The sequence below is a fragment of the Aquabacter sp. L1I39 genome, from assembly GCF_017742835.1.
GTDB lineage: Bacteria > Pseudomonadota > Alphaproteobacteria > Rhizobiales > Xanthobacteraceae > L1I39.
The window spans coordinates 5,331,322-5,350,888 of record NZ_CP072392.1; the positions used below are offsets into that span (position 1 = coordinate 5,331,322).

The 19,567-nt window shown below is 65.3% G+C and carries 17 protein-coding genes and 1 tRNA gene; 6 read left to right on the top strand and 12 right to left on the bottom strand.

Annotation, left to right across the window (positions count from 1 at the left end; translation table 11 throughout):
- From J5J86_RS24090 to J5J86_RS24125, 8 genes are all read right to left on the bottom strand, one after another.
- Nucleotides 1-1,206, bottom strand: coding sequence for a CaiB/BaiF CoA transferase family protein (locus J5J86_RS24090; RefSeq protein ID WP_209102809.1), 1,206 nt, complete (start codon nt 1,204-1,206; stop codon nt 1-3).
- Nucleotides 1,203-2,084 (bottom strand): HpcH/HpaI aldolase/citrate lyase family protein, encoded by an 882-nt coding sequence (locus J5J86_RS24095; RefSeq protein ID WP_209102810.1) that lies wholly within the window; start codon nt 2,082-2,084, stop codon nt 1,203-1,205. Before J5J86_RS24095 ends, J5J86_RS24090 begins: the two co-directional genes overlap by 4 nt.
- Nucleotides 2,081-2,551 (bottom strand): MaoC family dehydratase, encoded by a 471-nt coding sequence (locus J5J86_RS24100; protein WP_209102811.1) that lies wholly within the window; start codon nt 2,549-2,551, stop codon nt 2,081-2,083. Before J5J86_RS24100 ends, J5J86_RS24095 begins: the two co-directional genes overlap by 4 nt.
- 82 nt (nt 2,552-2,633) lie before the next feature.
- Entirely contained in the window at nt 2,634-3,683 is a 1,050-nt protein-coding gene (locus J5J86_RS24105; RefSeq protein ID WP_209102812.1) for a TRAP transporter substrate-binding protein, read from the bottom strand.
- A gap of 34 nt (nt 3,684-3,717) precedes the next feature.
- A complete protein-coding gene (locus tag J5J86_RS24110; protein WP_209102813.1) occupies nt 3,718-4,083 on the bottom strand; it encodes a cupin domain-containing protein in 366 nt (121 codons plus the stop codon).
- Nucleotides 4,084-4,109: 26 nt separating this feature from the next.
- Nucleotides 4,110-5,396, bottom strand: coding sequence for a TRAP transporter large permease (locus J5J86_RS24115; RefSeq protein WP_209102815.1), 1,287 nt, complete (start codon nt 5,394-5,396; stop codon nt 4,110-4,112).
- Between the two features lie 93 nt (nt 5,397-5,489).
- Nucleotides 5,490-5,990: a TRAP transporter small permease gene (locus J5J86_RS24120; RefSeq protein ID WP_209102819.1), complete on the bottom strand. Its 501-nt coding sequence runs from the start codon at nt 5,988-5,990 to the stop codon at nt 5,490-5,492.
- Nucleotides 5,987-6,742, bottom strand: coding sequence for an IclR family transcriptional regulator (locus J5J86_RS24125; RefSeq protein ID WP_209102820.1), 756 nt, complete (start codon nt 6,740-6,742; stop codon nt 5,987-5,989). Before J5J86_RS24125 ends, J5J86_RS24120 begins: the two co-directional genes overlap by 4 nt.
- Before the next feature lie 202 nt (nt 6,743-6,944).
- Between J5J86_RS24125 and J5J86_RS24130 the strand changes: the two genes are divergently transcribed.
- A complete protein-coding gene (locus tag J5J86_RS24130) occupies nt 6,945-7,655 on the top strand; it encodes a nitroreductase (protein ID WP_209102821.1) in 711 nt (236 codons plus the stop codon).
- Between the two features lie 168 nt (nt 7,656-7,823).
- Here J5J86_RS24130 and J5J86_RS24135 read toward each other — a convergent pair.
- The 4 genes from J5J86_RS24135 to J5J86_RS24150 all read right to left on the bottom strand — a co-directional run bounded on the left by J5J86_RS24135 (nt 7,824) and on the right by J5J86_RS24150 (nt 13,904).
- A tRNA-Phe gene (locus J5J86_RS24135) sits at nt 7,824-7,899 on the bottom strand.
- Nucleotides 7,900-8,374: 475 nt separating this feature from the next.
- Complete coding sequence (locus tag J5J86_RS24140; RefSeq protein WP_209102822.1) at nt 8,375-11,584, bottom strand: efflux RND transporter permease subunit; 3,210 nt, start codon at nt 11,582-11,584, stop codon at nt 8,375-8,377.
- A 199-nt stretch (nt 11,585-11,783) separates the two neighbouring features.
- A complete protein-coding gene (locus J5J86_RS24145) occupies nt 11,784-13,046 on the bottom strand; it encodes an efflux RND transporter periplasmic adaptor subunit (RefSeq protein ID WP_209102823.1) in 1,263 nt (420 codons plus the stop codon).
- A gap of 18 nt (nt 13,047-13,064) precedes the next feature.
- Nucleotides 13,065-13,904 (bottom strand): alpha/beta hydrolase fold domain-containing protein, encoded by an 840-nt coding sequence (locus J5J86_RS24150; protein WP_209102824.1) that lies wholly within the window; start codon nt 13,902-13,904, stop codon nt 13,065-13,067.
- Nucleotides 13,905-14,054: 150 nt separating this feature from the next.
- Here J5J86_RS24150 and J5J86_RS24155 point away from each other — a divergent pair, with 150 nt between their 5' ends.
- The 5 genes from J5J86_RS24155 (at nt 14,055) to J5J86_RS24175 (ending at nt 19,565) form a co-directional block, all read left to right on the top strand.
- Nucleotides 14,055-14,999, top strand: coding sequence for a LysR family transcriptional regulator (locus J5J86_RS24155; protein ID WP_209102825.1), 945 nt, complete (start codon nt 14,055-14,057; stop codon nt 14,997-14,999).
- Nucleotides 15,000-15,119: 120 nt separating this feature from the next.
- Complete coding sequence (locus J5J86_RS24160; RefSeq protein WP_209102828.1) at nt 15,120-15,740, top strand: cupin domain-containing protein; 621 nt, start codon at nt 15,120-15,122, stop codon at nt 15,738-15,740.
- 216 nt (nt 15,741-15,956) lie between these two features.
- Nucleotides 15,957-17,183 (top strand): alpha/beta hydrolase family protein, encoded by a 1,227-nt coding sequence (locus J5J86_RS24165; RefSeq protein WP_209102829.1) that lies wholly within the window; start codon nt 15,957-15,959, stop codon nt 17,181-17,183.
- 65 nt (nt 17,184-17,248) lie between these two features.
- Nucleotides 17,249-18,493 (top strand): hypothetical protein, encoded by a 1,245-nt coding sequence (locus tag J5J86_RS24170; protein WP_209102831.1) that lies wholly within the window; start codon nt 17,249-17,251, stop codon nt 18,491-18,493.
- 79 nt (nt 18,494-18,572) lie between these two features.
- Nucleotides 18,573-19,565, top strand: a complete 993-nt coding sequence (locus J5J86_RS24175; RefSeq protein WP_209102833.1) for an ABC transporter substrate-binding protein — start codon at nt 18,573-18,575, stop codon at nt 19,563-19,565.
- Nucleotides 19,566-19,567 lie beyond the last annotated feature (2 nt).

Below are 19,567 nucleotides of genomic sequence, written 5' to 3' on the forward strand. Positions count from 1 at the left end.
TCATCCCTCCCCTTCCACGCCGATGGAGCCGTTCGCCGCCAGACGGCGCACCTCGTCGTCGGAATAGCCGAGCGAGGCGAGGATGCCCGCCGTATCCGCTCCCGGCCGCGGCGCGGGTTGGTCGGGTGCCACCGGCGCGCCGCGATAGAGGACGGGTTGGCGCAAGGCACGGGCCGCGCCAGCCTCCCCCTGCCCTCCCGGCGCGAAAAACCCCACGTCCGCCAGATGCGGGTCCACCAGAAGGTCGTCGAGGTCATTCACCTTGGAGTGGGGAATGTCGAGGCGGGCGAAGGTGTCCAGCCACTCTGCCGTGGTCCGCGCGGGGATGGCGGTGGCCACGATGCTGTAAAGTTCGTCCACCCGCTTGCTGCGTTCGCCCGCATCCGCGAACCAGGGCGCGGAGAGCACATCGGCGCGCCCGATCTCCTGGAGAATGCGGCGCCACTGCTCGCCGGTATAGGGCAGCACCGCCACCCAGCCGTCCCGCGTGCGATAGGGCCGGCGGTTGCGGGAGAAGAGCCTGTGGTAGCCGGCCCCTTGGGGCTCCGCACTGAAGGTGGCCGCCGCCAGATGCTCGTTGAACAGAAAGCTCACCAGCGACTCGAACATGGGCACCTCTACGTCCACCGCCTCCACGACGCCGCGCGCGCGCGCCGCGATGGCCGCCAGAATGCCGTAGGTCGCATAGAGGGAGCCCACCTTGTCAGCGATGACACTGGGCACATAAGACGGCTCACCGCCCGCATGGGCGGGCAGCATGGCAAGCCCGCTCGCCGCTTGGATCACATCGTCGAAGGCGGGCCGGTCGCGATAGCGGCCATCCTGGCCAAAGCCGATGGCCGAGCAATAGATGATGCGCGGATTGAGCGCCTTCACCGCCTCGAAACCGAACCCCAGGCGGGTGATGGCATCCACCCGCATGTTGTGCAGGAGGACGTCCGCTTCCGTCACCAGGCGCGCCAGCACCTCGCGCCCGCCTTCCGACTTCAGGTCCAGGCGGATGCTGCGCTTGTTGCGGTTGTTGTTGAGGAACATGGCGCTCATGCCCTCGCCCTGGGTCGGGTGCACGGACCGCGCGAGGTCGCCGACCATGGGCTCAACCTTGATCACATCGGCGCCGAGGTCCGCCAGGATCTGCCCGGCAAACGGGCCCAGCACGATCGAGGTGATGTCCACCACGCGAATGCCGGTGAGAAGCGGGATCATGGCACGCGGCTCCGTTCGAGAATGAGAGCGGCGGTGCGAATATGGGGTCGGTCCACCATTCGCCCGTCGAGCTGAAATGCGGAGAGGTCCGGGTGCGCCGCGGCCAGTTCCATCACGCGGCGCGCCCAGCTCAGGGTCGCCGCGTCCGGCGCGAGCCCCTGGTGGATGGGCGCGATCTGCGCCGGATGAATGGCCATGCGGGCACTGAAGCCGAGGTCCCTTCCACGGGCGGTCTCCGACGCCAGACGCTCCGGCGTGCGGAAATCGGGGTCAACCGCATCGATCGCATCGATGCCGGCGGCCCGTGCCACAAGGAGGCAGAACAGGCGGGCATGCTCGGCCAGTGCCGCGCCCGCATCGCTTGCGCCGGGGAGCGGGGCGCGGCCGATGTCGGCTGACAGGTCCTCCATGCCCCACGTATAGCCTTGAAGGCGCGGATGCCCCCGTCCCAGGTCTGCACCATTGAGCAGCGATGCGGCCGTTTCGGTCACGATGCCGACGATACCGACGCTCCCCTTGGGAAGACCATCCCGCGCCTCCAGGGCGTCGAGACCATAGGCAATGGGGTCGAGCTCGCGCACGCGCGACAGCTTCGGCCAGACAAGCCCCGCGACCGACTGGAGTGGCAAGGCGGCTAGTTCCCGCAGCGCCCGGTCGGGATCGGTGCCATTCAGCCGCACATAAAGGCGCGGACGTGCCTGCGCCCGCGCTGCGGCCAGAAAAGCGCAGACCGCTTCCAACGCCGCATCCTTGCGGCCTGGCGCGACGGAATCCTCCAGGTCGAGAATGAGCGCATCGGCGGCCCCGGCGGCGGCCTTGGCCATCTTGTCCGGCGCGTCGCCGGGCACGAACAGATAGGAACGGGGCGCGCAACTCATGCCGGGAGGCTCCCCGCTTCGGGACGCCTGCGCATCAGCGCCTGGCGCCGGCAGACCGCCACTTCCGCGCCGTCTTGGTTGAAGGCCCGGTGCTCGAATTCCACCAGCCCTGCCTCGGGCCGCGAACGGCTCTCGCGCTTGGACATCACGGTGGTCTCCACCCGCACCGTATCTCCCTGGAAGACCGGCTTGGGAAAACGCACATCGCTCATGCCCAGATTGGCGATGGTGGTGCCGAGCGTGGTGTCGGCCACCGTGATGCCGATCATGAGGCCGAGGGTGAAGAGGCTGTTTACCAGGGGTTGGCCGAACTCGGTCTTGGCGGCGAAGTGCCGGTCGATGTGCAGCGGCTGCGGATTCATGGTGAGGCAGCTGAACATCATGTTGTCGTATTCGGTGACCGTGCGGGTGATGGCGTGGGACATCACCCGCCCCGGCACGAAATCCTCGTAATAAAGCCCCGCCATGGTGTCATTTCCCGGACAAGAACAGGGGGCGGCGCGGGCGGGCAGGCGCCCGCGCCGGTTCGATCAGCGATAAAGGAGGCGCTCAGCGCTGAGCGGCGATAGCAGCGCGGAATGCATCCAGCACCTTGCCGGCCGGCTTGCCACGCTTCTCAAGGTTCTGCGCCCAGTCCTTAGACACGCTGGCGAAATTGGCCGCCAGCACCTTCTCCTGCTCTGGCGTGAAGGAGACCATCAAGGTGCCGCCCTCCTTCAGCTTGGTGGCGAGCGCCGCCTCTTCCTGGTCGAACAGCGCGCAGGCATGGCCCACGGTCTCCTCACCGGCCTTGGTGAGCGCGTCCTGCACATCCTTCGACAGGCTTGCCCATTTATTGGCATTGATGGAATAGGTGATGCCCACCGTGCCGAAATTCTGGCCGACCGTCACCGCCTTCACCACGGTGTTGAGGCCATAGGAGAAGGTGGAGGTGTAGGGCAGCAGCGCGCCGTCAATGGTGCCCTTGGTCATGGCGTCGAAGATTTCCGGCGGCGTCATGCGGATCGGCACCGCGCCGAGGTCACGCAAAGCGAGCTCCATGGGGCCGGGATTGGAGCGGATCTTGCGCCCCTTGAAATCTTCGAAGCTCTTGAAGCCGGCCTTTTCCGAGAACACCGCCTGATAGGGCGAGAGCGCCACCACATAGAGCACGCGCACGCCATTGGGCTTAAATTCCAGCGTGTCCAGCAGGCCGCCCGGCTTGGCCAGGGCCCAGAAGGCCTTCGCCCCCTCGCAGGAGGAATTGAACCCGCCCGGCAGCTCGGCCACCGCGCCCAGCGGCATCTTCTCCGAAGCGTAGCTCGGCACCACGTAGCCGATGTCCGTCAGGCCGGTCTGGGTGACGGTGAGCAGATCCTTCGCCTTGCCCAGTTGCTCCGCCGGAAAGTGCTGGAACGCCACCTTGCCATTGGTCAGGGTCTTGACTTGATCGAAGAAATACTGGGTCGCATTCTTCGTGATGGAGTGAGCGGCCGGCAGGGAATCCGCCAGTTTCAAGGTCACCTCTGCGGCGCCGGCAGACGCGATCTGGGCGCACATCAGGGCCGCGGCACACACGGCGCCGGTCCACACCGCGCGGGACTTCGGTTCACGGGTCATGGGGGTCTCCTCCAAGGGTCGGGGCCTGATGGGTTCAGACCTTCTCGGCATAAGGGGGGGCATAGATCACGAGCACACGCACCGGCTCGTCGCTGACGGCGGTGAAGACGTGCTCCTCGCCGGCGGGAAAGAAGCATGCATCGCCCGGGCGCAGGTGCAGCGTCTCGCCGCCCACTTCGGCGGTCGCCTCGCCCGAGAGCAGGTAGCAGACCTGCTCGATGCCGTCGTGATGATGTGGATGGGCGCCGGCGCCCTTCTCGATGGTGCCGAGCACCACTTCCAATTGCTTGGCGCCCACCGTCTCGCGGCTGATGAGGCGTCGGTTGACCGTGCCCGAATGGTTGACGGGAGAATAGGTTTTCACCTCACCTTCCCGTACCATGTATTTTTGTTTGGTCATGGCTGTCTTCCTCCTTTTTTCCGCTGTCAATTCATCGTCCCGGGCAACCACAGAACCAGTGCCGGGAAGGCGATGAGGAGAGCGATCACGATGATATGGGCCACCACATGTGGCGCGATACCCGAAAAGATCTCGGCGAGCGGCCGTCCGCTATAGCGGGAGACGACGAATACGTTCAGCCCCAGCGGCGGCGTGATCATCCCCACCTCCGCCGTGACCACGACGAGCACGCCGAACCACACCGGATCGAACCCCAGCGCCTTGACGGCCGGCACCGCGATCGGAACCGTCAGGATCAGGATCGCCAGTTGGTCCATGAAGCAGCCGAGCAGGATGTAGAGGCAGACGATCAGAGCCATGACGACGTAGGGTGACACGTCGAGCGAGGTCACGAACGACACCGCGCCCTGCGTGACCTGCGTCAGCGTAAGGAAGAAGCCGAAAATGCTGGCGCCGATGACGATCATCAAGATCATGCAGGTGGCGCGCGCCGCCCGGGTCAGCACCGACACAAGAGTCGGCCAGGTCAGCTTGCCCACCAACGCCGTCAGCACCAGCGCGCCGAACGCCCCCAGCGCCGCCGCCTCGGTGGGCGTGGCGATGCCCAGATAGATGACCCCGGTGACGATGAGCAGAAGGGCCAGCATAGGACCCACCTCGCGCACAGCCGCCAGCTTCTCGTGCCAGCTGTAGCTACGGGTGGCGGGGGCGAGCGCCGGATCGCGCCAAATCAGCACATAGATGGTGGCGATGATGGCGGCCGTGACCAGCAGGCCCGGGATGACACCGCCGATCAGCAGATCGGCGATGGAGACCTCCGCAATGATGCCATAGAGCACCAGGGCGATGGAGGGCGGAATGAGCATCGCCAGCGTGCCGGAAATGGCCACCACGCCACAGGAGAAGCGCGGTTCGTAGCCGGCCCGCAGCATGGCGGGGATTGAGGTGGCGGAAAGCGCCGCCGCGGACGCCGTGCTGGACCCGGAAATGGCGCCAAAGCCAGCTCCGGCAAGGGCGGTGGCCACTGCGAGCCCGCCCCGCACTCGCCCGATCCACACCGACATCGCATGGAACAGGCCATCGGCGATGCCGCTCGCCACCACCAGTTCGGCCATGAGGATGAACATGGGGATGGCGATGAGTTCATAGGAGTTCGTGACCGAGAACGGGGTCGTCTCCAGCACGCCCACCACAGCGGTGAGCCCGGCGGTGGCCAGCAATCCCGTGGCGCCGGCAATGGCGAGCGCAAATCCCACCGGCGTGCCAATGGCCAGCAGCACAAACAAAAAACCGATGACCAGGGCCGGCGTCATGGCGTTTCCTCGACTGTTCTTGGGTCTGTTTGGCGCGGATGGGATGTCACTCGCGGGGGCGATCTCGCCTTGGCCGCGCCAGCTCCCGGCACATCAGACGTGATGCTCTTTGGTGATTTCTGGATGGATCACGCGCAGCACGCACAGCATCAGGATGGGCGCAGTGCCAATGGGCACGATCCAATAGGCGAGCCAGATGGGCCATGGGATCAGCGTGGCCATCACTTCGAGCTGCGCGGTGCTGGCGATGGCGCGCAACAGCCCCATCCAGAGCACCACCGCAAACAGAATGGCGGACAGGGCATAGCTGATGCGGTCGAACATCCGGCGCACGGACGGGGGCGCCTGAAGATAAAGGATATCCACGCGCACATGCTCATCATGGCGCAGCGTGTTGGACAAACTGAAGAAGAAAACACCCACCATCAGGTAGAGCGAGATCAAGTCATAGGAAAAGCCGAGGGGGCTGTTGAAGAGATAGCGCAGCCCCACATCGGCGAAGACGATCACCATCATCGTAAACAGGAACGCCGCTGCGATCAGGAGCAGGACTTTCTCGAACCGGGCAAGTGCCCGGGATAGGGCCAAAATCACGGGGTGCCTCCCTGTCCCTCGAAACTGGAACGGATCATCTGAACCGCCTCGGCGATGCGGGCCGCAGTCTCGGCCCGCTTGTCCATGAGGCGATAGTTCGGCCCGGCCACCGAGACAGCGAGGCGTTCACCATCGAGCACCAGAGGCATGCCCACGCCGAGCACGTCGGGGGTGTATTCGGAGAGGTTCTCGAACCAGCCCCGCGCCACCGAAGCCACGATGTCCGCCTCCACCGCCGCCGCATCGGGCAAGGTCGCGGCACGATACTTCTCAAACGGAAGCGACGCGTACAGCCGGGCACGCTCCTCAGGCGTGTAGCAGCTCAGGATCGCCTTGCCGGCGGATGTCACCTGGAGCGGCCGGCGCTCCCCCGCCTGAGCGAAGTAGCGCACCGGATGCCGGCTCTCCATCGCCTCCAGATACACGATCTCTGCATCGGACCGGTGGGCTAGGAGCACCGTCTCTCCGGTCTGCTCCTGAAGCCAGGTGAGCGCCGGGCGCAGGCGATCGATGAAGGGATCGTTCTCGGCGATGTCCTGGGCGAGCGCCAGCAGCCGGCGGGTGGGATAGTAGCCGCCCCACAGCCGCAATTCATGGATGAAGCCCTTCGCCTCCAATGTCTCCAGGAGATTGAAGGTGGAGGACTTGGGCAGCCCCAGAGCCTCGCTGATCTGCGACAGCGTGCGCGGCCGCCGCACCTTGGCGAACAGCTCGAGAATGGCAAGGAGATTGTCAGCTTGTTTCACAATCATGAACTTTTTTTCGCCCACACGAACACGTGAGTCAATAGCGGTATTGTTGTGCGCCGCCGAACACGATAGGTGCACTGCGAAAGTCGTAGATGCCGCCTTGCGGACTCACCCCGACCGTGGCAAGGGCGGGACACTGTCTTCACCGGCGACAGTCGCGGACAGGACTGCGCCCCCTCGCACCGGACACGAGGAAAAACCAAGGATGCTTCCTCCCTCCAGCGCCAACCGCGCTGCTCCCCTCTCTGCGGAGGAGGCCATACGCACCCGCCGCTCCGTGCGCGCCTTCCTGCCGATGCCGGTGCCGAAGGAGACGATCGTGCGGATCCTGGATCTGGCCGCGCGGGCGCCGTCAGGCTCGAACATCCAGCCGTGGCAGGTTCTGGTCGTCACGGGCGATGCGCTGCGCGTGCTGGCGGCGGAGTTGAATGAGAGGGCTCTGTCAGGCGATAAGGGCGCGGCGGACTATCGCTATTATCCAAGCACCTGGCGCGAGCCCTATCTCGGCCGACGGCGAAAGGTGGGGTGGGCGCTTTATGGGGCTCTGGGCATTGCCCGGGGTGAAGACGAGAAGATGCGCCAGCAGCACGCGCGCAACTTCCTGTTCTTTGGTGCGCCGGTGGGCCTGTTCTTCACCATTGACCGGGACATGGAGCAGGGCTCCTGGCTCGACTACGGGATGTTCCTGGAAAACATTATGCTCGCCGCACGCAGCTTCGGCCTCGACACCTGCCCGCAGGCGGCGTTCAACGTCTATGGCGCGTTTATTGCCGAGCGCCTCGCCATTCCAAAGACGCGCATGCTCGTCTGCGGCATGGCGCTCGGCCACGCCGACCCCCATGCGCCCGAAAATGGCTTTCTCACCGAGCGCGAGCCGGTAGCCGACTTCACGCGCTTCGTGGACCACCTGCCCTGACACAGCCGGAAAACCGAGGACGGAGCAAGGATGGCGCGCGCTGGCGCTCTCGGACGCTCGCCCGACGCGACATGGCGAGGACCATTGGACCACCCATCTGTACCACCAGAGGGTTCCAACGTTTTGAGGCACAAAGAACTTTGAAAGATCAACGCCTTAGAAGGGCGATGGTGCCCAGGGCCGGAATCGAACCAGCGACACTGCGATTTTCAGTCGCATGCTCTACCAACTGAGCTACCTGGGCGTCCGGGCGGCGATGCCGTCGGGAACGGTGGCGGGTATAGTCAGTTCGTCGGCTCCTGTCCATAGGCTCGCGGAAATGAGCCCGGTTTCGGGCGCGCGCCTGTGGATGACCGGGGGCGCGGGAGGTGGCTTCTGCCTGAAAACCCTTCGCGAGCGCCTTGGGGGAAGCAGCAAGGGGTGTAGGCAAGGACTGAAGCGCGGGTCCCTGCGGGGGGTCCGAAAGACGATCCAACCGGTCAACCCACCGCAGGAGCGGCACCGTGTGGGCGAGCCGTTCGCTTGGCGCGGGAAACGTCGCCCAATCAGCCATGAGCGCGTCATGCGGGACCTGCATCACGCGCCGTTCAAGAACGGAGAAAAACGTCCCGGTCATCGGCCGCGCATGATCGATGAATGAGACTCCTCCCCCGCTCATGCGGGAGAGGCGCTTTTGGCGCGAAGGGCGGATCTATGAAGGGCGTTGCCCCCTGCCCGTCTCAGTGGGCGTCAACGGGTGCAGCATGGTCCGTGGGCGACCCGTGCGGGACGGAAACGGCCGCTCCATGCTGCACCAGGGGGCGGTTGCCCGAGAGCTGGCGCAGCAGCACGTAGAAGACCGGCGTCAGGAAGATGCCGAACACGGTCACGCCGATCATGCCCGCAAACACTGCCACGCCCATGGCATGGCGCATCTCCGCGCCGGCGCCGATGGAGGTGACGAGGGGCACCACGCCCATGATGAAGGCCAGCGAGGTCATCAAAATGGGCCGCAGGCGCAGGCGGCTCGCCTCCACCGCAGCTTCGCGCGGGGTGCGGCCGGCAAATTCCAGTTCGCGGGCAAACTCCACGATCAGGATGGCGTTCTTCGCCGACAAGCCCACCAGCACCACAAGGCCGATCTGGGTGAAGACATTGTTGTCACCCCCCGAGAGCCAAACGCCGGTCATGGCGGCCAGCAGCCCCGTGGGCACGATCATGATGATGGAGAGCGGCAGCACGAGGCTCTCATACTGGGCTGCCAGCACCAGGAAGACCAGGAAGATGGCGAGCGGGAACACCCACACCGCCGAATTTCCGGCCAGGATGTCCTGATAGGTCAATTCGGTCCATTCAAAGCCGATGCCCTTGGGCAAGGTCTCGGCGGCCACGCGTTCCACCGCCTTCTGCGCCTCGCCGGACGAATAGCCGGGCGCCGCGCCGCCATTGATGTCGGCGGTGAGGAAGCCATTATAGCGCATGGCCCGCTCGGGACCCGCCACCTCCTTCACCTTCAGGAGCGCGGAGAGCGGCACCATCTCGCCGGTGGCCGAGCGCACCTTGAGGAGGCCCACATCCCCGGCACGGGCGCGATAGGGCGCATCCGCTTGGACGCGGACCGTGTAGGTGCGGCCGAACTTGTTGAAATCATTCACATAGATGGAGCCGAGATAGATCTGCATGGTGTCGAACACGTCGGTCACCGCGACGCCCAACTGGCGCGCCTTGGTGCGGTCGATGTCGGCATAAAGCTGCGGCACGTTGATCTGGTAGGAGGAGAAGAGCCCCGCCAGCTCCGGTGCCTGCCGCGCCTTGGCGAGGAAGGCCTGGGTCGCCTCATTGAGGGCCTGGTAGCCAAATCCCGCCCGGTCCTCGATCTGCAACTTGAAGCCGCCAATGGTGCCCAGCCCCTGCACGGGGGGCGGGGGGAACATGGCCACCATGGCCTCCTCGATGGCCGCGAACTTGCCGTTCAATTGCTGGGCGATGGCGCCGCCCGAAAGGTCGGGCCGCTTGCGCTCCTCGAACGGCTTCAGGCCCACGAAGACGATGCCGGAATTGGAGGAGTTGGTGAAGCCGTTGATGGACAGACCCGGGAAGGCAATGGCGCTTTCCACGCCCTCCTGTGCGAGGGTGATCTCGCTCATACGGCGGATCACTTCCTCGGTGCGGTCGAGCGTGGCGCCATCCGGCAATTGGGCGAAGCCGACCAGATATTGCTTGTCCTGCGCCGGGACGAAGCCAGGCGGCACCGTGCGGAACAGGAAGGCGGTGGCGCCCAGCAGCAGCACATAGAGGCCCATCATCAGGACCTTGCGGCCAATCACGCCCTTCACCCCCCGCCCATAGGCGTTGGAGCCGCGGCTGAAGGCGGTGTTGAAGCCGCGGAACAGCCAGCCGAGGCTCGCATCCATAATGCGCGTGAGCCGGTCCTTCGGCGCGTCATGGCCCTTCAGCAGAAGGGCCGCGAGCGCCGGCGAGAGGGTGAGCGAATTGATCGCCGAGATGACGGTGGAGATGGCAATGGTGAGGGCAAACTGCTTGTAGAATTGCCCCGTCAGGCCGGTGATGAAGGCCAGCGGCACGAACACCGCCACCAGCACCAGGGCGATGGCGATGATCGGCCCGGACACCTCCTGCATGGCCTTGTAGGTGGCGGCGCGGGCGGACAGGCCCTCCTCAATGTTGCGCTCCACATTCTCCACCACCACGATGGCGTCATCCACCACGATGCCGATGGCCAACACCAGGCCGAACAGGGTCAAGGCATTGATGGAGAAGCCGAACACATACATCACGGCGAACGTGCCGACGATGGACACCGGCACCGCCAGCAGCGGGATGATGGAGGCCCGCCACGTCTGGAGGAACAGGATCACCACCAGCACCACCAGGACGATGGCCTCCAGGAGCGTATGCACCACCGCATCGATGGAGGCGCGCACGAACTGGGTGGTGTCGTAGACGATCTCATAGTCCACGCCCTCGGGCATGTTCAGCTTGATCTCCTCCATCACCTTGCGCACATCATCGGCGATGCGGATGGCGTTGGAGCCCGGCGCCTGAAACAGGGGCACAGCGACGGCCGATTTGTTGTTGAGGAGGGAGCGCAGCGCATAGTCGGCCGCGCCCAGCTCGATGCGCGCGACGTCCCGCAGGCGCACCACCTCGCCATTGGCGCCGGTCTTCACGACGATGTCGCCGAACTCCTCCTCGGTCTGGAGGCGGCCTTGGGCGTTCACGGAGAGCTGGAGATCGATGCCCGGCAGGCCCGGCGAGGCGCCCACCACGCCGGCGGCGGCCTGGACGTTCTGGGCGCGGATCTCGTTCACCACATCGGCGGCGGAGAGGCCGTGCTCGGCCACCTTCTGGGGGTCGAGCCAGACGCGCATGGAATAGTCGCCGGAGCCGAACAATTGCACCTGGCCGACGCCATCGATGCGCGCCAGACGGTCCTTCACATTGAGGACGGCATAGTTGCGCAGATAGGTCATGTCATAGCGCCCATTGGGCGACAGCAGATGAACCACCAGCGTCAGGTCCGGCGAGGACTTCACCGTGGTGATGCCCAGTTGGCGCGTCGCCTCCGGCAGGCGCGGCTCGGCCTGGGAGACCCGGTTCTGAACCAGCTGCTGGGCCTTGTCGGGATCTGTGCCGAGGCGGAAGGTGACGGTGAGGGTCATCAAGCCGTCGGTGGTGGCCTGGCTGGACATGTAGAGCATGCCCTCCACGCCGTTGATCTGTTCCTCGATGGGGGTGGCCACCGTCTCGGCAATCACCTTGGGATTGGCGCCGGGATACTGGGCGCGCACCACCACCTGGGGCGGCACCACTTCGGGATATTCCGAAATGGGCATCACCTGCATGGCGATGAGGCCGGCAAGGAAGATCAAAGTGGACAGGACGCCCGCAAAGATGGGGCGGTCGATGAAGAACTTGGAGATGTTCATGGCATCCTCCCCCATCGGGGCGCGGCAAAGCCCTCCCCGCCCGCCGGCGCGCAAGCGCCACGGTGGCCCCGGCGCCGGGGGCGCGAGGCTGGGAAGAGCATGGAAAGAGCGGGCAGGCAGGGGGACGCCCCCTGCCCTTCAAGTCGTCAATGTCTGAGTGAGGTCGGACGCGAAGGGCGCCGGTGCCCTCCGCCCGAGGTCAGCGCTGAGCCACGTCGTTCGTGGCGGCAGACGCGGTGCGGGTGCCGTCCATGGCCACCTGCTGCGGGGCAACCGTGACGCCGGGCCGGATGCGGTGCAGGCCGTTGACGACGATCGTCTCGCCCGCCTTCAGGCCGGAGGAGACGATGCGCAGGCCGTTGACTTCGGCCCCCAGCGCCACCTCGCGATAGGCCACCTTGTTGTCTTCGCCGACCACCAGCACGAACTTCTTGTCCTGGTCGGTTCCGACCGCCCGCTCGGTGATGAGAAGCGCCTTGCCGGTGTCCGGCCGGCCCATGCGCAGGCGCACGAACTGACCTGGGATGAGGCGGCCGTCCGTATTGTCGAACACGGCGCGCACCCGCACCGTGCCGGTGCGCGGGTCCACCTGGTTGTCGATGAGCTGGAGGTGGCCGAGATAGGTCTTGCCCGCGCTCATATCCTCGTCGATGGCGGTGGTCATCTGGACGGGAATGCTTTCCACCGGAAGCGTCTTGCCGGGCTTTGCCACCAGGGAGCGGAGCGCGCGGGTCACCACCTGCTCGTTCACTGAAAAGGCGGCATAGACCGGATCCACGGAAACGAGAGTGGTGAGCGGCACGGAGGACGGGCCCGCCGAGATGAGGTTGCCCACCGTGATCTCAAGCTTGCCCACCCGGCCGGCCACAGGGGCGCGGATCTGCGTGTAGGAGAGGTTCAGCTCGGCGGTGTGGAGGGCAGCCTCGGCGGCCTTCAAATTGGCGATAGCCTCCTTGGAGGCATTCACCCGCTCATCCAGGTCGCGCTGGGACACGGTGCGGCTGTCGAAGAGACGCTGGCCGCGATCCAGGTCCGCCTTGGTGAGGGCAAGACGCGCCTCGGCGGCGCTCACCTGGGCCTGGAAGCGGTCCACTTCCGCCTGGTAAGGAGCAGGGTCCACCGTGATGAGGAGTTCGCCCTCCTGAACCAGGTCGCCCTCGCGGAAATGCACCTTCTGGATGGCACCTGCCACGCGCGAACGCACCTCCACCCGCTCCACCGCCTCCAGGCGGCCGGAAAACTCGTCAAAGATGGGCGCCTCGCGGGATTCCACGATAGCCACCGACACCGGCGCCGCCATGGGGGCAGAGGCGGCAACCGGGTCGGCGGCACGTGCTCCGCCGAGCGGCAGCACGTAGGGTGTGGCCAGTCCCGCCCCGACGATGAGGGCGGCAAGGGCCGGAACGAGAAGCCGGCGGCGCTTCAACGGAGCGCCGGACGAAGAAGTTTCGATGCCGGACATGGCGGTTTCCTTGGAAGATCAGGGAGTGGCTTGCTTGGCCGGGCGTTTGGCGGGCCCGGCGCGCGTGGTGTCGAAAAAAGTGCGCAGGACAGGCGGGAGGAAGCGCAGGCACGGACACTCGCCGTCGCTCTCGCCATCAATGGTGCAGGGCCAGCCGGTGGGTGCGGGAACGACGAACTTTTCAACCGCGACACCGGCCCCGCCGAGGCGCTGCGCATAAGCGAGCGCCTCGTCTCGCAGCGGGTCATCCTCGGCCGTGATGACCAGAGCCGGGGCAAGCCCGCCGAGGCGCGTGGCCGTCAGCGGAGCCGCATAGGGATGGCCGGCCTTCTCGGCGGAGCCCAGATAGGTGTGCCAGCCATCGGCCCATTTGCAACCCACGGGGCCGGCATCGGCCATGCGGAGCGAGCAGGTGGCGAGACTCGCATCCAGCATGGGCGAGATGAGGATCTGGCCCGCGAGATTGGGAAACTGCTGGTCCCGCGCCATCATGGCCAAGGCGGCGGCGAGGTTGCCGCCGGCCTCGGCGCCCGCCACATAAAGGCGCGCGGACTTTCCAGTGAGACGGGCCTTGGCCTTTTCCGTCCAGGCGAGGGCCTCATAGGCGGCCTTGAGGGGCTGGGGAAAGGGGTGGTCGGGCCCGCAGGGATAGTCTACCGAAACCACCACTGCGCCGGCTTCCACGAGGATGCCGGCCACATCCGCCCCGCTCTCCAGCGAACCTCCGGTGAAGGCCCCGCCATGGAGCTGGAGGACCAGGGGCGAGGAGCGGACGGGCCGGTCGCCGCCATAGATCCGCACCGGCATCGCGCCGGCCACGGTCGTCTCCACCTGCTCCTCGGTCCAATGGGGGATCATGATTGCACCTGCTTTTGGCGACCGGGCATCGGGCGCTTCGCAGTGCACAAAACCTACTTCCTACCATTCAGTCAAAAAATAGCCTAAACGTGACTTCATTGTTTCTGTATGGAAATAATAGCCTTCTGATTGAAGCGGAACGGCGGCAGTATGGACCAACTTGCGGCAATGCGGGCCTTCGTGCGGGTGGTGGAGGCTGGCACCTTCACCCGCGCGGCGGACTTGCTCAGTATTCCCAAGCCCACCCTGACCAAGCAGGTGCAGGCGCTGGAAGCCCACCTGCGCACCAAACTGCTGAACCGCACCACCCGGCGGGTGACAGTGACGCCGGATGGGGCCGCTTATTATGAGCGCGCGCTAGCTCTGCTGAACGACCTGGACGAATTGGATGGCTCCATGACCCTGTCCCAGGCGGCGCCGCGCGGGCGGCTGCGGGTCGATATCAGCGCCTCCCTGGCGCTGCTCGTCCTGGTGCCCGCCTTGCCGGACTTCTTCGCCCGCTATCCCGACATCCAGCTGGACCTTGGCGTCACTGACCGGGCGGTGGACCTGGTGGGCGAGAATGTGGATTGCGTAATCCGGGGCGGCGATTTGACCGACCCGTCTCTCGTCGCGCGCCGCATCGGCGAAATCCACCGCATCACCTGTGCCGCGCCCTCCTATCTGAAGCGCTATGGCATCCCCAACCATCCGCGCGACCTGGAGACCGACTTTCCAACCGTGCGATACTTCAATGCCCGCACGGGGCGCCTCCTGGAGCTGGAGTTCGAGCGGGAGGGGCAAACCCTGGAGCCGGACGGCCGCTACATGATCGCGGTGAATGACGGCAACGCCTATCTTGCAGCAGGTCTTGCCGGCCTCGGCATCATCCAGCTGCCCACCTTCATGGCGCAGTCCCACATCGGGGCGGGAACGCTGGTGCCGGTTCTGACGGCCTGGACCACCGAATCCTTTCCGGTTTTCACCGTGTTCCCCCCCAACCGCCACCTCTCCGCACGCCTGCGCGTCTTCGTGGACTGGGTCGCGGAGCTGTTTGCCGGACACGACCTGATCCAGCGCCGTACCACCCTTCCCCGCGCCCAAGGCACACCTTGACGCCGAGAGTGACTGAATCCAGGCTCTGGAGATACCGTTGCGCTCCCCCATTGCCCCTCTGTAGTTTGGAGCGGAGGCTGGAGCCGCGATGATCCCTGCGGCTCGATCGAATGTGCAGGAATGACTGAGCTTACTGAGATCGTAGCGCGCGCAGCCGCGGAAAAGGGTGAGGACAATCCCGGCAAGTTTCAGGTGGGAACGCGCCTGCGACACGCCCGCCTCCTGGCCGGCGCCCGGCTGAAGGACATCGCCGAGGCGGCCAATTGTTCGGAAAGCCTGCTGTCCAAGCTTGAGAACAACAAGATCCAGCCCTCGCTGAACATGCTCTCGCGGGTGTGCGACGCGCTCAACCTCACCATCGGCGAACTGTTCGCCACCCCCGATGCCGAGCAGGACGTGGTGCTGCGCGCCGGCCAGCGCATGGTGGTGGAGCTGGATCCGCTGCGCCGCGGCGACGGCATCCGCATGGAACGCCTCATTCCCTATGCCAAGGGCCACCTGCTCCAGGGCAACGTCCATATCGTGGCGCCGGGGGGCGGCAGCGACGGCCTGGTGACCCATGAGGGCGAAGAGGTCGGCTACGTGCTGGCTGGCCAGGTGGAATTGCTGCTGGGCGATCGCAGCTACAAGATCAGCACCGGCGACAGCTTCACCTACCGGTCCGAGATTCCCCACGGCTACCGCAATGTGGGGGATGAAGAGGCGCGCATCATCTTCATCAATACGCCGCCTTCTTTCTGACGGGACGGGTCCCCGGCGTCCACCCTTCCACCACCATCGGCGAACACTTTGCCCTCGCCCGTCCCACGGGCGGGAACGCCCCTGGCCGCTCGCACCGCCCAGGGAGCGGGAGCGCGACTTTCCTGTCATTTCTTATTTTTCAAGTCACTTGAATTTGGGGCCGGCATCGCCTTAACTTCCTCCATGGCCGCCCCCGCGGCCCAACGGAGGACAAAGATGGCGGAAGAACTGCTCATCGATCAGGTGATGAAGGAGACCCACGGCACGTACCAGCCCTATGGCTGGCACCACTGGCCGCAATTTCCCTGGATGAGCTACCAGTTCCGCCGGGCACTCGGCGAGACGCAGGAAGGCGGCGGCGCGGTTTCGGAATGCTTCCTGGCGGCCAGCCGCATGATCCCCGGCGATCAGGAAAGCTGGCACCGCGAATGGAAGATCATCGCCGACTTCAACCAGCAGCGGGGCGATGAGGAATTCGCCAAGGGCCATGTGCGCACGGCGATGAATTGCTGGCTACGTGCGGCCAATTACTACCGACACACCGAATTCTGGCTTGAATATACGGACCCGCGACGCCTCGCCACCTTCACACAGATGGAGAACTGCTCGCGCAAATTCATCGAGAACCTCAACCCGGCGGGCGAGGTGCTGGAAATCCCCTATGAGGACGGCAAGACGCTCTACGCCTATTTCGTGCGCGCGCCGTTCGATACCGGCAAGCAGCCGGTGCTCATCTGCATGGGCGGCCTGGATTCCATCAAGGACGAGATGTGGTTCATGCAGGCCCATGGCGCGCTCCAGCGCGGCATTTCGGTACTCATGATCGACGGGCCCGGCCAGGGCGGCACGCTGCGGCGGCACAAGATCCCGACCCGGCATGATTATGAGGTGCCGGTCGGCAAGTGCATCGACTATCTCCTCACCCGCGACGACATCGATCCCGACAAAATCGCGGTGTGCGGCTCTTCGCTGGGCGGCTATTACGCGGCCCGCGCCGGCTGCTACGAGCCGCGCCTTGCCGCCGCCATCTCCCACGGCGCCATCTGGTCGATCCAGGAATTGTGGGCGAGCGCCGGCGAGGACCATGGTCTTGCCGACCACATCAAGACCGTGTTCGGCGCCTCGACCATGAAGGAGGCCATGGAGAAGGCCGCCCCCTTCAAGCTGGAAGGGCACCTCGACCACATGAAGTGCCCCTATCTCATCGTCCATGGCGGGCACGACGTGCTCGGCGTCGCCGCCGCGCAGAAGGTGGCCGACTATGCCAAGTCCGAGGGCGTGGACGTGACCTTGCGCTTCGTCACCGAGGAGGAGACAGGTGCCGACCATTGCCAGCACGACAATCCCACCATCGGCCAGGAGCTGATGGCGGACTGGCTGGCCGACGTGTTCGGCATCGATCAGCGCGAACTGCGCAAGAAGATGACCAACCCACTGATCTGACCCCCGCGCGCCCGGTCTCGCGCCGGGCGCGCTTCACTCATCGACGTCATCATCGGAGTGGACCCATGGCCTACGTGACCGGTTACGACGACGCCTATCATTCCATGACCTGGTTCGGCGCGAAGGGCTATCCGGAGGGCGGGAATGCCGGCCGGTGCTACTTCACCGGGCTGCTGGGCATGTATCGCCTGCATGGCGAGCCGGACGTGCTCTTCGCCGACGGCACGTCGGGCGACGGCTTTTCCTTCCGCTGGACCCATGTGTGGGGCGCCCCCGCCTTCAATGGCGGCGCCGGCCCCTTTCATGAAATCTGGGAGTACACGTCCAAGGCGCTGGGCTTCAAGGCTCATTGGGAGGAGGACCACGAGGGCGGCTTCGAGGAAGCCTTCGGGAAGCTGCGCGCGCTGGTGGACCAGGGCATTCCGGTGCAGGTGGGCCTCCACTATTCGCTGATGCTGCCCTATGGCGCCCAGACCTCACCCCGCCTCAAGTTCCAGTACGAGACCATGGGGCGCAGCGGCTTCGGCCATCATGTGGTGGTGGCGGGCTATGACCTCGACAAGGGCACCGTCACCATCTTCGAGCCCAATGACGTAATGCCCCATTCCCGCTACGAGGCGCCGATCGAGGTGTTCCTCGAAGCCTGGGTGCAGTCGAAGCAGCGCGGCCCCAACGGCTATGAGCCCTGGGAGCACCACCACCCCTTCGGTGGGGAATGGAGCCTGCATGACGGCTACGGCCCCTATCTGATGGTCTGGGTGGAGCCCGGCCGCGATCCCAGCTGGGACATCGCCGCCTCCATCCGTCATTCCTTCCGGCGCAACCTGAAGATCCTCTGCGGCGACTATCCCAAGCCTTATGCCCTGTTCGGCAACCAGTGGCAGATCCCGCGCTTTGAGACCGGCGCGCCGGGCATGGCAGTGTTCGCCGCCAAGATCCGCGCCGGCGAGATCGAGGATGTTCTGGCCCCCAATGGGGAGCGTCGCCCGCTCTTCGTGCGTGGCCAGATCCCCAATCACGGCGTGCTCGGCCGTGCCGGTGCCGCCGGCTATCTGCGTCGGGTTACGCGGGAACTGGGCCTGCGCGGCCTTGACACCACTCACACTGCGGCGGCGGCCGAGGCCATGCAGACCTCTTCCGATGCCTTCCGCGTGCTGCGCTACGAGGCGGAGCTGAAGGCGGCGGGCGAGATCCTCTCGCGTATCGCCGACACGGAGTTGAAAGCGCTCGACCACATGACCCGCGCCTGGGACGAGGTGCGCCACATCCATGAGGCGGCCCCGAAGGCGCAAACCCTCGCGGCCGAGTGACATCCCGGCCGCGCGGCGCCCCCGCGCGGCCCAAAAACACGTTCGCAAAGACCTTCGCTCAGCCTTCCAGGGGATAAAAATGACGATCAGAAGCGCTTTGCTGGGCCTCTTCATGGGGGCTCTCGCCGCCGGCTCCGCAGCCGCCCAGGCGGTCGATACCTACAAGGTGAAGGTGGTGGCCGGCACGCCTGGCTATGATCATATCCAACCCTTCATGGCCGAATACCTGAAGATCTGGGAAAAATACGGCGTCAATGTCGAGTTCATCGGCGGCAACTACCAACGCTCCAACCAGCTCATGTCCATCGGCGACTATGACGTGGGCTACAATCAATATGCCAGCGCCCTGCGCTATCTCTCCGCCGGCATCGAAAACGTCATCGTGGCGGCCTCATCGGCCAATTGCGCCATGATGGTCGCCTCGCCCAAGGTCAACTCGTGGGCGGACCTGAAGGGCAAGCGCATCGGCATCGTCACCAAGTTCGACGTGCAATATCTCACCCTCATCCACGAGATCCTGCCGCGCTTCGGCCTGTCGGAAAAGGACGTGCAGCTGGCCCTCGTGCCGGTGCCGGAAGTGGCCTCCGCCCTCGTGACCGGCGACATCGCCGCCGCCTTCCCGTTCGAGCCCTATGGGACCAACGCGGTGGACAAGGGAGCCAAGCTCCTGCTGCCCGCCGACCAGTTGGTGGACAAGTCGAAGATCGCCTCCGACATGCTCCGCAACGGGCTGATCATGAACAAGAAGTTCGTGAAGGAGCATCCCGAGCTGGCCAAGCGCATTGTCTGGGCGCATCTCGATGCCGTGCAGATCATGCGCACGGACAAGAAGCTCGGCATGGAGGTGCTCAAGCACTATGTGCCCAACATGGATTCCAAGCTTCTGGAGCAGTCCTACGACAATTGCGGCTGGACATATAATGCCCCGCCCAAGGTCTGGATCGAGACGCTGCTGAAGTGGATGAAGGAGGACAATCTCCTCCAGAAGCCGGTGGCCTATGAGGACGCCGTCGACCTGTCCATGGCGGAGAGTTATCCCGGATACCCGGGCTATGAAAAACTGAAGAAGTGAGG

What these genes read in the sequence shown, in the direction of transcription:
- J5J86_RS24170 (WP_209102831.1), top strand. Translation starts at nt 17,249, where the DNA reads ATGGCCTACGTGACCGGTTACGACGACGCCTATCATTCCATGACCTGG.
- J5J86_RS24175 (WP_209102833.1), top strand. Translation starts at nt 18,573, where the DNA reads ATGACGATCAGAAGCGCTTTGCTGGGCCTCTTCATGGGGGCTCTCGCC.
- J5J86_RS24125 (WP_209102820.1), bottom strand. Translation starts at nt 6,742, where the DNA reads ATGATTGTGAAACAAGCTGACAATCTCCTTGCCATTCTCGAGCTGTTC.
- J5J86_RS24160 (WP_209102828.1), top strand. Translation starts at nt 15,120, where the DNA reads ATGACTGAGCTTACTGAGATCGTAGCGCGCGCAGCCGCGGAAAAGGGT.
- J5J86_RS24115 (WP_209102815.1), bottom strand. Translation starts at nt 5,396, where the DNA reads ATGACGCCGGCCCTGGTCATCGGTTTTTTGTTTGTGCTGCTGGCCATT.
- J5J86_RS24105 (WP_209102812.1), bottom strand. Translation starts at nt 3,683, where the DNA reads ATGACCCGTGAACCGAAGTCCCGCGCGGTGTGGACCGGCGCCGTGTGT.
- J5J86_RS24165 (WP_209102829.1), top strand. Translation starts at nt 15,957, where the DNA reads ATGGCGGAAGAACTGCTCATCGATCAGGTGATGAAGGAGACCCACGGC.
- J5J86_RS24095 (WP_209102810.1), bottom strand. Translation starts at nt 2,084, where the DNA reads ATGAGTTGCGCGCCCCGTTCCTATCTGTTCGTGCCCGGCGACGCGCCG.
- J5J86_RS24130 (WP_209102821.1), top strand. Translation starts at nt 6,945, where the DNA reads ATGCTTCCTCCCTCCAGCGCCAACCGCGCTGCTCCCCTCTCTGCGGAG.
- J5J86_RS24150 (WP_209102824.1), bottom strand. Translation starts at nt 13,904, where the DNA reads ATGATCCCCCATTGGACCGAGGAGCAGGTGGAGACGACCGTGGCCGGC.
- J5J86_RS24090 (WP_209102809.1), bottom strand. Translation starts at nt 1,206, where the DNA reads ATGATCCCGCTTCTCACCGGCATTCGCGTGGTGGACATCACCTCGATC.
- J5J86_RS24100 (WP_209102811.1), bottom strand. Translation starts at nt 2,551, where the DNA reads ATGGCGGGGCTTTATTACGAGGATTTCGTGCCGGGGCGGGTGATGTCC.
- J5J86_RS24145 (WP_209102823.1), bottom strand. Translation starts at nt 13,046, where the DNA reads ATGTCCGGCATCGAAACTTCTTCGTCCGGCGCTCCGTTGAAGCGCCGC.
- J5J86_RS24155 (WP_209102825.1), top strand. Translation starts at nt 14,055, where the DNA reads ATGGACCAACTTGCGGCAATGCGGGCCTTCGTGCGGGTGGTGGAGGCT.
- J5J86_RS24140 (WP_209102822.1), bottom strand. Translation starts at nt 11,584, where the DNA reads ATGAACATCTCCAAGTTCTTCATCGACCGCCCCATCTTTGCGGGCGTC.
- J5J86_RS24110 (WP_209102813.1), bottom strand. Translation starts at nt 4,083, where the DNA reads ATGACCAAACAAAAATACATGGTACGGGAAGGTGAGGTGAAAACCTAT.